Origin of the sequence: Streptosporangium sp. NPDC006013 (assembly GCF_040614275.1) — a bacterium.
GTDB lineage: Bacteria > Actinomycetota > Actinomycetes > Streptosporangiales > Streptosporangiaceae > Streptosporangium.
On record NZ_JBEXUE010000065.1, the window covers coordinates 19879 to 30781 of the forward strand.

Annotated in this window: 10 protein-coding genes and 1 pseudogene; 2 read left to right on the forward strand and 9 right to left on the reverse strand. The window is 72.1% G+C overall.

All coding sequences use genetic code 11. From position 1 onward, the window contains the following. Positions 1-74: 74 nt before the first annotated feature. From ABZ260_RS13165 to ABZ260_RS13195, 7 genes are all read right to left on the reverse strand, one after another. Entirely contained in the window at positions 75-497 is a 423-nt protein-coding gene (locus ABZ260_RS13165) for a hypothetical protein (RefSeq protein WP_355616368.1), read from the reverse strand. After that, entirely contained in the window at positions 494-1669 is a 1176-nt protein-coding gene (locus ABZ260_RS13170) for a branched-chain amino acid ABC transporter substrate-binding protein (protein WP_355616370.1), read from the reverse strand. Before ABZ260_RS13170 ends, ABZ260_RS13165 begins: the two co-directional genes overlap by 4 nt. Positions 1670-1936: 267 nt before the next feature. Next, the gene (locus tag ABZ260_RS13175; RefSeq protein ID WP_350954498.1) at positions 1937-2938 is read right to left on the reverse strand and encodes a proline racemase family protein; all 1002 of its coding nucleotides are present in this window, start codon (positions 2936-2938) and stop codon (positions 1937-1939) included. A 36-nt stretch (positions 2939-2974) separates the two neighbouring features. Further along, entirely contained in the window at positions 2975-3868 is an 894-nt protein-coding gene (locus ABZ260_RS13180) for a dihydrodipicolinate synthase family protein (RefSeq protein WP_350918937.1), read from the reverse strand. Between the two features lie 22 nt (positions 3869-3890). Then, positions 3891-5318 (reverse strand): FAD/NAD(P)-binding oxidoreductase, encoded by a 1428-nt coding sequence (locus ABZ260_RS13185; protein WP_355616373.1) that lies wholly within the window; start codon positions 5316-5318, stop codon positions 3891-3893. A gap of 7 nt (positions 5319-5325) precedes the next feature. After that, positions 5326-5649 carry a (2Fe-2S)-binding protein gene (locus ABZ260_RS13190; RefSeq protein WP_350918931.1) on the reverse strand — a complete coding sequence of 108 codons (324 nt, stop codon included), beginning with the start codon at positions 5647-5649 and terminating at the stop codon, positions 5326-5328. Between the two features lie 13 nt (positions 5650-5662). After that, positions 5663-6826, reverse strand: a complete 1164-nt coding sequence (locus ABZ260_RS13195; protein ID WP_355616375.1) for an FAD-dependent oxidoreductase — start codon at positions 6824-6826, stop codon at positions 5663-5665. A 258-nt stretch (positions 6827-7084) separates the two neighbouring features. On the opposite strand from ABZ260_RS13195, the gene ABZ260_RS13200 reads away from it, so the two are divergent. After that, positions 7085-8077 carry a COX15/CtaA family protein gene (locus ABZ260_RS13200; protein ID WP_355616377.1) on the forward strand — a complete coding sequence of 331 codons (993 nt, stop codon included), beginning with the start codon at positions 7085-7087 and terminating at the stop codon, positions 8075-8077. A 118-nt stretch (positions 8078-8195) separates the two neighbouring features. After that, positions 8196-8876, forward strand: a complete 681-nt coding sequence (locus ABZ260_RS13205) for an ElyC/SanA/YdcF family protein (protein WP_355616379.1) — start codon at positions 8196-8198, stop codon at positions 8874-8876. On the opposite strand, the gene ABZ260_RS13210 is transcribed toward ABZ260_RS13205, so the two are convergent. Further along, complete coding sequence (locus ABZ260_RS13210; RefSeq protein WP_355616381.1) at positions 8864-10162, reverse strand: PrsW family intramembrane metalloprotease; 1299 nt, start codon at positions 10160-10162, stop codon at positions 8864-8866. The genes ABZ260_RS13205 and ABZ260_RS13210 overlap by 13 nt on opposite strands. 312 nt (positions 10163-10474) lie before the next feature. Next, positions 10475-10684: pseudogene (locus ABZ260_RS13215) on the reverse strand (protoheme IX farnesyltransferase); the annotation flags it as partial. Between the last annotated feature and the right edge of the window lie 219 nt (positions 10685-10903).

The following is a 10903-nucleotide window of genomic DNA, read 5'->3' on the forward strand; positions in this document are numbered from 1 at the left end:
CGTCTCGCGATCTTGAGGTCGACGCGGCGCGGCGGGGCGGATGGCGGCCGCGTCCGCGGGGCTGCCAGACTCGATCATGTCCCAGGATAGGCGCTTTCGGCGTGGGTTCCGTCCCGCTGTCTCCCCGGCCCGGGATCACGGCCGGCGGTCAGGGCGCCGGAACCCGTCCCGCCGATCAGCGCGTCGATCCCGCGGTCGCGGTACGGAGTGTCGTCCCCGGAGCCGCCGTACAGGATGTCGGACTCCAGCGCCACCCCGGCCAGGCCGGTGACGACCATGGTCGCCAGAAGCACCGCGAGCAGCAGCGGCAGGGCCATGGCGGAGGACACGCCGCCGACCGCGCCGAGGATGGCGAAGCCGGCGAACGCGCCGAGCATGTACAGGTCGCCGTGGGCGAAGTTGAGCAGCTTGATGATCCCGTAGACCATGCTGTAACCCAGGGCCACCAGGGCGTAGAACGAGCCGACGAACAGCCCGTTCCAGATGAGTTGCGTCACTTCAGGGAGTCCTGCAGGGCGAATTTGTCGCTCTTGACGACGAGGATCTGGAAGCCTCCGTTGGCCAGGGTGTGTTCGGGGGTGAACTTCAGCGGCCCGGAGAACATCGGGAAGCCGTCGATCGCCTCAAGCGCCGCGATGACCTTGGTTCCGTCGGTGCCGCCCGCCTTGGTGACCGCCTCCGCGGCCAGTCGCACCGCGTCGTAGGCCTGGTTGGAGTACGGGCCAGGCTCGGCGCCGTACTTCTTCTTGTAGGCGTCGATCCAGCCCTCGGCGCCCTCCAGGGTGTCGGGGGTCTGGGTCATCGTGGCGTAGAGGCCCTCGGCGGCCTCGGCTCCGGCGATCTCGACCAGCTTGGGAGAGACCGAGCCGTCGCCGACCATGATGGACCCCTTGTACCCGGCCTGCCGGAGCTGGCGCGCGATCAGGCCGCCCTCCTGGAAGTAACCGGTCCAGTAGACGAAGTCGGGCTTCTTGGCCAGCACGTTGGTGATGTTGGCGCTGTAGTCGCTCTCCTTCGGGGTGACCGCCTCGGTGATCGCGGCCTCGGCCCCGCCGGGGGCCTCCAGCAGGGCTTGGGTGCGCAGCGCGATGTCCTTGGAGTAGCTGGTGTTGTCGTGCATCAGCGCGACGCTCTTGGACCCCTGCTTGGTGATCCACTTCTCCGCGGCCGCAGCCTGCTGGGAGCCGGTGCCGTTGATCAGGAAGACGTGCTTGAGCTTCTGGTCGACCAGCTCCTGGGAGTTGGCAGCCGGAATGATCATGGGAATGCCGGCCTTGCCGAAGATCGGCAGGGTGGGGAGCGTCGCTCCGGAGCAGTAGCCGCCCACCGAGACGTCGATTCCCTCGGTGACCAGCTTGTTGGCGCCGGCGGCGGCCGACTGGGCGTCACAGCCGTCGTCGGCGGTCTTCAGTTCCAGCTTGCGGCCGAGCACGCCGCCCTTGGCGTTGATCTCGTCGATCGCGAGCTGCGCCGCGTTGCTCATGTAGGGACCGATGGCGGCCTCGCTGCCCGACTGCGGGATCAGCATGCCGAGGACGATCGGCTCGTCCTTCCCTGCCGCGGTCTGCCCGGCGCCGTCACCACCGCCGAGCAGTCCCTGGCCACACCCGGCGACCAGGAGGCCGAGAACGGCCAGCGACGTGAAGGATTTCAGGGGGATGGCACGCATGTGCTGCTCCTCACATCTGGCGATGTGTGACATTGCACGTGCATTTCGAAGGACGCGTCAAGGCCCGAAACAAGATCGTTAGCGTTAGGACACCGCTTCTTCCGCAAGCCGCGACCCACCGGGACACGGATCGCCACCGGAGCCGGGAACGGTGACGTCTCCGCTGGTCATACCGGGTGCGACCGACTGCGGGCCGGCCGGGGGCCGACCGGGGCCGACCGGCCGGAGCGCGGCGGGTCAGGCCCGGTCAATCCAGATGTCAGCAGGTCAGAGGAGGAAACCCTCGGGGAACGGGTCGCGGGGGTCGAGGAAGTACTGGGCGGTGCCGGTGACCCACGCCCGCCCGGTGATGGCGGGGACCACCGCGGGCAGGCCCGCCACCTCCGTCTCCCCGACGAGCCGCCCGACGAACCGGGTGCCGATGAACGACTCGTTCACGAAATCGGTGTCCATCGGGAGCTCGCCCCTGGCGTGCAGCTGGGCCATCCTGGCACTGGTGCCGGTGCCGCAGGGCGAGCGGTCGAACCAGCCGGGATGGATCGCCATCGCGTGCCGCGAGTGCCTGGCGTCGGAGCCCGGCGCCGTGAACTGCACATGATGGCAGCCCCTGATACCGGGGGCCAGCGGGTGCACCGGCTCGTCCTGCTCGTTGATCGCCCCCATGACGGCCAGCCCCGCGTCGAGGATCCGCCGGCCGTGCGAGCGCTCGAACGGCAGGCCCACGGACTCGATCGGCAGGATCGCGTAGTAGTTGCCACCGTAGGCGAGGTCGTAGGCGACCTCACCGATGCCGGGCACCTTGACGACACGGTCCAGCCCCGCGCTGAAGGAGGGCACGTTGGTGATGGTCACCTCGGTGGCGGCCCCGTCCTCGACCCTGACCTCGGCGACGACCAGCCCGGCCGGGGTGTCCAGCCTGATGGTGGTGACCGGCTCGGCGACCTCCACCATCCCGGTCTCGACGAGGACCGTGGCGACGCCGATGGTGCCGTGCCCGCACATGGGCAGGCAGCCCGACACCTCGATGTAGAGCACGCCGTAGTCGGCGTCGGGCCGGGTGGGCGGCTGCAGGATGGCCCCGCTCATCGCCGAGTGGCCGCGGGGCTCGTACATGAGCAGGGTCCGCAGGTGGTCCATCTCGGCCAGGAAGTGCTCCCGCCGCTCGGCCATGGTCACACCGGGGATGACCCCCACTCCCCCGGTGATCACCCGGGTGGGCATGCCCTCGGTGTGGGAGTCCACCGCGTGGAAGACCCTCTTCGTCCTCATCGACTCTCCTCGTGCGAAAGGGAAAACGGGACCGGCCTACCGCAGGCCCTCGGCCAGGGCCTTCTCGGTGGCCGCGCGGACCGCGGCCTCCTGCTCGCCGGGGAGCCCGAGCCTGGGCGGGCGGCACGGGCCGCCGTGGCGTCCGGCCAGGTCCATGGAGAGCTTGATGGCCTGCACGAACACCGGTTTGGAGTCCCAGCGGAGCAGCGGGTGCAGCGCTCGGTAGAGCGGCAGCGCAGTGGCCGTGTCCCCGGCGGCGGCCGCCCGGTAGAGGGCGACCGTCGAGGCGGGCAGCGCGTTGGGGAAGCCGGCCACCCAGCCGACCGCTCCGGCGGTGACCAGTTCGAGCAGCACGTCGTCGGCTCCGGCCAGCACGTCCAGCCCCGGGGCCAGCTCGGCGATCTCGTAGATCCGGCGGACGTCGCCGCTGAACTCCTTGACGCCCGCGATCAGGCCCTCGGAGTGCAGGGCGGCCAGCAGGCGTGGGGTGAGGTCCACCCGGGTGTCGAAGGGGTTGTTGTAGGCCACCACCGGCAGGCCGGCCCTGGCCACCTCGCGGTAGTGCTCCAGCACCGTCCTGTCGTCGGCGCGGTAGGCGTTCGGCGGGAGCAGCATCACCGCGCGGCACCCGGCCTCACCGGCCTGCTCGGCCCAGCGGCGGGCCTCCAGGGCGCCGTAGGCCGCGACGCCCGGCATGACGCGGTCGCCGCCGACGGCCGCGACCGCGGTCTCCACCACCGAGGCCCGTTCCTGGGAGGTCAGCGTCTGGTACTCCCCCAGCGACCCGTTCGGCACGACGCCGTCACAGCCGGAGGCGACCAGCCACCGGCAGTGCTCGGCGTAGCCGTCCAGGTCGACCGAGAGGTCCACGCGCAGGGGCAGCGCGGTGGCCACCGTCACGCCGTGCCAGGGTTTCACGCGGGTCGCCATACTTCATCCTTCCGAGGGGGGTTCAAGCCGGTACGAAGTCAGGGGGCTCCGGCCCGTCCGGGTCGGGGAGGGTTCCCCGCCGGTCCGGGGAGGCCGGCGTCCGCGCGGCGAGGTCGCCGAGCCTGACGGGCTGGGCGATCGGGCGCCGGGGCGGCGCGGGATCCTCGCCGACGAGGCAGGCGACCGCGTAGCCGCACATCCGGCCCTGGCACCACCCCATCCCAGGGCGCGCCAGCAGCTTGACCGAGCGCGCGTCGACGGCGCCCATGGCCTGGGCCTCGCGTACCGCCGACAGGGGCACCTCCTCGCAGCGGCACACCAGCGTGTCGTCACGGAGCCAGTCCTGCCAGCCCGGCCGTAGCGGGTAGGCGCCCTGCAGAGCTCGCGCGAAGGCGGCGAGCCGGTCCCTGCGCCGGGACAGGGCGGGGTCGGGCGGCGTGGGGCGGCCCAGGTCGGCGGCCGCGGCCCGGCCCGCGATCCGGCCCTCCACCTCGGCGAGCGCGGCCCCGCCGACACCGGTGGCCTCCCCTGCCGCGTAGACGCCGGGCACGCTGGTGCGCATGCCCGCGTCCACCGCGACGACCGGGCCGCCGTCGGGGTCGCGGCGGGTGGCGCAGTCCAACTGGAGGGGCAGGTCGAGCCGGGGGACGAAACCGTAGCCGCAGGCGAGGGTGTCGCAGGCGACGGTTCTCGTCGAGAGCGGCCGCCAGGCGGGGTCCAGGCTCGCCACGGTGACGTGGGTCAGCGCGGTCTCACCGTGCGCGGCGATCACCGCCTCACGGCCGCGGTAGGGAACCCGGTGGCGGGCCAGGCGCGCCACGTACCCGAGGGCCTCCGCCGCCCGGCCGGCGGCGAGCAGCGGATGCCTGGCGAGCCCGAACCTGCGGTTGGCCTCGTGCACGCCGAGCACCTGGGCCCCCGCGTCCGCCAGGCCCGCGGCGACCGGGAGCAGGAAGGGGCCGGTACCCGCGACCACGACCCTGTGGCCCGCGAGGACCAGGTCACCCTTGAGCAGTGCCTGCGCACCGCCCGCGGTGAGCACGCCCGGCAGGTCCCAGCCGGGGAACGGCAGCGGCCTGTCGTGGGCGCCGGTGGCGACCAGCAGCCCGCGCGCGGTCACCGTACGGGGCCGTTCCTCGCGGTCTCCCTCCAGGCAGCGCACGGTGATCGCCCCGTCCGCGCGCTCGACGGCCCAGACCTGCGTGCTCAGCAGCACCTCGGCGCGCTCGCGGAGCGTCTCCCACTGGCGGGTGAACCTGTCCAGGCCGTGGTGGAGCGCGCCGGGCCTGGCGGCGTGGAACTCCTCGGCGGGGCGCCGGAAGTACTGGCCGCCCGGTCGTCCGGCCCCGTCGACCAGCACGACGTCCAGCCCGGCCAGGGCGGCGGTGAGCGCGCCCGCGACCCCTGCGGGACCCGCGCCGACGACGGCCAGGTCGTGGATCTGGGTCATCGGCCGCTCACCGCTCCCCTCCCGCGCCGGGAACGTCCCGCACCGGAGCGTCTCCGGTGGTGACCAGGTCTCCTGGGCGGGCCTCGGTCAGGCAGGCACGCAGGGAGGGGACCCCGTTCACCGTGACCAGGCAGTCGAAGCAGACCCCGATGCCGCAGAAGAGCCCGCGCGGGCGCCCGCCGAACCTGGTGGTGCGCCACGAGCGGATGCCCGCGCCGTGCATGGCGGCGCCGACACTCTGGCCTGGGATCACCGCGACGGGGGCGCCGTCCACGCTGATCTCGAACTCCGGCTCCGGCCGCGCCCGCACCAGGCGGTACGGCCCCCTCATCGGACACCCTGGGTCATGACGCCTCCAGCGGGAAACGGTCCGGACGGAAGGGGGCGAGGTCCACCTCGGGGCGGAGTCCTGCCAGGAGCCGGGCGATCAGGTGGCCGGTGGCCGGGGCCAGGCCGACACCCGCGCCCTCGTGGCCACAGGCGTGGTAGAGCCCGGGGACCCGGGGATCCTCGCCGATCACCGGCAGGTGGTCGGGGCAGTAGGGACGGAAGCCGCAGTAGGCCCGGATCACCCGGTAGGCCGCCAGGACGGGGAACAGCTCGACGGCCTGGCGGGCGAGGCGTTCGAGCACCGGAACGGAGACCGTGCGGTCGAAGCCGACCCGCTCGCGGCTGGCGCCGATGAGCACCGGCCCCGACGGGGTGCTCTCCACGACGGCGGACGTCTCCAGCCCCTCCGAGTCGCTGGCCACCGCGGTGACGTAGTCGGCGGTGTAGACCTTGTGCCTGATGAGCGGCCCGGCGAGTGGCTCGGTGACCAGGATGAAACCGCGCCTGGGCAGGATGGGTACGCGCACCCCGGCCAGCGCGGCGATCTCGCCGCCCCAGGTGCCCGCGGCGTTGACGACGGCTCCGGCGAGGATGTCGCCGCAGGAGGTGGTGACGCCGGTGACCCGGTCGCCGTCGCGGCGGAAGCCGGTCACCGTGACACCGGTGCGCAGCATCAGGGCGCCGTGCCCGAACCGTTCCGCGCCCCGCCGGATGAGCCTGGCCGCCGCCAGCATCGGCTGCACCTGGGCGTCGTGCGGGTAGAACACGCCACCGGCGAGCCCTTTCGCCAGGTGGGGCTCGTAGTCGCCGAGCTCTCCGGCGGCGACGGCGACGCACTCGACGCCCTGCCTGCCCGCCAGGCCGGTGAGTGCCTCAAGCACCTCGTCCGTCTCGGCGACCACCAGGCCGCCCTTGGCCTCGAACTCGAACCCACCATCAGGCCCGCCATCGGGCCCGCCGCCGGCCAGGTCACGCCAGAGCCGGTTGGAGAGCAGCGCCAGGTCGAGTTCGGGGCCCGGCTCCTTGTCGGAGACCAGCACGTTGCCCTCGCCCGCGCCCGTCGTGCCGCCCGCCACCGCCCCCCGGTCGACGACCACCACGTCCAGCCCCGCGCGGGCGGCGTAGTAGGCGCAGGCGGCGCCGACGACCCCGGCTCCGACGACCACGACGTCCGGCATGACTCACCTCGCTCCCGGGCTCGCCAGTAATATGTCACATACCTCTTTATGGATCAATGCACCGGACCGGACGTCACGGGCGTGCCACCGGCTCAGCCCACCCCTACCCGTGAACCCGTGAGGCACGCCGTCCGAGGTGAGCGGCCCCTGCCCGAGATGCCGGCAGGCGTGAAACGACCGGGGCGAAAGCCTCCGTACCGGCCCCGGCGCCAGGGGGCCACGGCGGGACCGCCCTCCTCGCCGCCTAGCATGTGAGCCGTGAAGCACCTCCTTGACCAGACCCGTCTGCAGACCGCGAAACTGACCTGGATCGTGGGGCCGCCGACCTTCCGCACCCTGCGCCGCTGGGCGCTGGCGTCGGTGGCGGCCAACGTCGGGATCACGGTGACGGGTGCCGCGGTGCGGGTCACCGGCTCCGGCCTGGGCTGCCCCACCTGGCCCAGGTGCACGCCGGACAGCTTCATCCCGGTGGCCCACGACGACATCTCACCGATCAACATGGCGATCGAGTTCGGCAACCGGCTGCTGACCTTCCTGGTGCTGGCCATCGGCCTGGCCTGCCTGCTCGCCGCCCTGCGACTGCTGCCCCGCCGCCCCGATCTGGTCAGGCTGGCCTGGCTGCAGCCGATCGGCGTGGCCGTGCAGGGACTCTGGGGCGGCCTGGTCGTGCGCACCGCGCTCAACCCGGTCACCGTGGGCGTGCACTTCCTGGTCTCCGTCGGCATGATCGCCGCGGCGTACGCGCTGTACGCCCGGGCCGGCGAGGGCGCGGGCCCGCCGCGACGCCTGGTCAACCAGCACGTCCGCACACTCGGTTTCGTGCTCACCGCCGCGGTGTTCGTCCTGCTCGTCGTGGGCGTGGTGGTGACCGGCACCGGGCCGCACTCCGGGGACGTGATGGCCTCCCGGTTCGACTTCGACATCGAGACCGTGGCGAGGATCCACGCCGACATCGCCTATGTGGTGGTCGGCCTCACCTTCGCGCTGGCGTTCGCGCTGCACATCACCGACGCGCCCGGGAACGCCCGGCGGGCCGCCTGGACGCTGCTCGGCGTGGAGGCGGCACAGGGCGGAATCGGATACGTCCAGTACTTCCTGGGCGTGCCCGCGGCCCTGGTCAACCTGCACGTGCTCGGCTCGACCCTGGTCTGGGTCTGCGCGCTGCGGGTGGTGTTCACGATGCGCTCACGCGGCCCGGCGGACGCGACGGCCGCCGAGAGCGCGGACCAACTCGACCGGGTCCCGGCCTGACCGTCGGCTCCGCTCCCGCCGTGAAAGGCCCGCGACGGCCGCGTGGAAACCGGTCCGGAGGACCCTGACCCCCCGGACGCGTTCGACTCGGCCGTCACCTGACCGCGACAATGGCCGGATGCCGCTGTCGCGAAGGTTCCTCCGGCTCTCCTACCAGGGCGCGGTGCTGCTGAGCGTCCTGGCCGTCGCACCGCTGACCTGGGTCTGGCTGGCCAGCTCCGGCCACCGGGTGATCGCGGACTCCTCACCCGGCTGGATCGCCGGGGTTCCCGAGGCGCCGGTGGCGCTGGTGCTGGGGGCGGCCGCCTTCGGGGGCACCCCTTCCCCGATGCTGGCCAGACGGCTGGACATCTCCGCCGAGCTGTACCGGGCCGGCAAGGTCAGGGCGATCCTGTTGTCGGGCGACAACGGGCGGATCGAGTACGACGAGCCGACCGTGATGCGCGACTACCTGCTCGCCCGTGGCATACCGACCAGGGCGCTCGTCCTCGACTACGCCGGTTTCGACACCTGGGACTCGTGCGTGCGGGCCCGCGCCGTGTTCGGCGCCACCCGCCTCACCGTGGTCACCCAGCTCTTCCACCTGCCCAGGGCCGTCACCCTGTGCCGTACGGCGGGCCTGGAGACCTTCGGCGTGGGCGACGACTCCTCCCAGCGGTGGGCCTCCACCTACGCCTACGCGGCCCGCGAGTTCGCCGCCTCCGCGAAGGGCCTCCTCGACGCCGTGGTCCTCGACTCCGCTCCCGTCTTCCCCGGGCCGCGCGAGACCTCCCTGGAGGCCGCGCTTCAGTCGGGGTGAACGCCGCGCCCGGGAGGCGGACGCCACTGAGCGGCGTCGGGGTGCCCCGAGGTCCCGGGGGCACCGCCCCACGGATACGGCGAGCCGCCCGGCGGCCGGGCGCCGGGCCCGTACCCCGGCGGGACGTTGCCGCCGCCGGGGGGCTGCGGTGGCGGTGGTGGCGGCTGCGGGGGGAACTGGGCGCGGGAGGCGGCCATGCACTCCAGCAGCGCCCGCTGCTCCTCGTTGAACGTACGCTCGTCGATCACGTGCCCCCTGGCCCGCTCGTGGAGCAGGCCCAGCTCGGTGGCCGCGAGCTGGTAGTCGCTCATCGCCCGCAGTCCCGTCCTGCCGCCGTTGTTCCTGGCCCACTGCCTGGCGTGGCGGCGCCCCTGCAGGGAGGAGAGCATCGCGATGTCGTACGAGGAGACCAGCCCCGTCGCCCAGTAGGCGGGCAGGTAGGTCTGGATGAGCCCGATGATCCGCTTGCGGTCGCGGAAGATGATCCAGATCAGCACGAACAGCACGATCATCAGCAGCAGGTAGGCGATGGCCAGGCCGGCGAAGCCGACGTAGGAGGCGAAGCCGTTCCAGATGCCGTGCAGCAGCATCGCGCCGATCCACCCGGCGGCGATGACGAAGATCCGGCCAGACCCCCGGCGCTGCGCCGCGTAGGCCACCGCGACACCGATCATGGAGGTGAACAACGGGTGGGCGAACGGTGAGAGGACTCCGCGCAGCACGACGGTCACCGCCAGGCCCTGCGCGCCCATGTCGTCGAGCGCGGCCACGTAGTAGCTGACGTTCTCGCTCATGGCGAAGCCGAGGCCGACCATGCTGGCGTAGATGATGCCGTCGGTGGGCCCGTCGAGCTCCGCGCGCCTGAACCTGAGCAGGCCCAGCAGCACCAGGCCCTTCATCGTCTCCTCGACCACCGGGGCGCCGAACGTGGCGGCGATGTTGCGCGCGTAGTCGTAGCCGAGCCCGGCGGCGTTCTCGATGTAGACGAGGCCGAGGGAGTTGACGACCCCGGCGACCAGGACCGCCACGCCCGCTCCCCAGGCGAACGCGAAGATCAGGTTGCCTCGCGGCTCGGGCTCGATCCGGTCGAGCGCCAGCACCGCGGCCAGCAGCACGGGAACGGGCGCCAGCGCGAGGATCAGGGCGATGAAGAAATAGACGGGGTCGCCGTTCAGCACGTCGAAGGAGAGCGACACCAGGCCGCACAGTCCCGTCAGGACGAGTCCGGTGATCAGCGTGAGCGACGGGCGGTCCCTGAGCACCCACCGGGGGTCACGGCTGGCCATGAGATAACCGTAACCGTTGGCTTCCACCCCACGAATCAAACCGGGATATCCCAGCGTGAAGGTCTACGATCGGCGCCTGGCGGCCGGCCCTCCACGCCCCGGATACGGAAACCATGCCGAGCGCTGGAACGGTCCCGGGACCGGAGCGGTGATCCGGCTCCCGAGGTTTTCCGACGACCATGAGTTGCCCTCCCCACGACCAGGCCCGGCCCGGGCCGGCCAAGAAAACGTGTTCCCCACCCGGGAGACGTCTCCCCCTCGAACGGGACGCGGAAACGGGCAGGTGGCAGGAGAGCGTACCGGTGAGAGGGCTCAGACGAACATCGAGTCGATGGCGACGGCGAGGAACAGCAGCGCCAGGTAGGCGTTGGACCAGTGGAAGAAGCGCATCGGGCGCAGATCGACCCCTGTCTTGCCCGCGTTGACCCGGCCGAGGAGGCGGTGAACCTCCCACAGACAGGCGGCGCCGAGGACGGCGGCGACGGCGGGATAGAGCAGGGTGGTTCCGGCCACCGGCCACAGCACCACCGGACTGGGCATCGGCCTCTACTACCTGGCCAAGTCATGGCGAGACGGCATCGAACCTGATGGCGGCCCGTGACAGTCGCCTTTCCAGCAGCAGACCTCATCACACAGAGTTACTAATCACTCTTAACGAGTCCGTCACTCCGGCAGACTCGGGCCTGACAGCCGCCGTCCTGACCAGCTCCGGCAGGTTGGGGGTCTCGTCATCGAGCACCC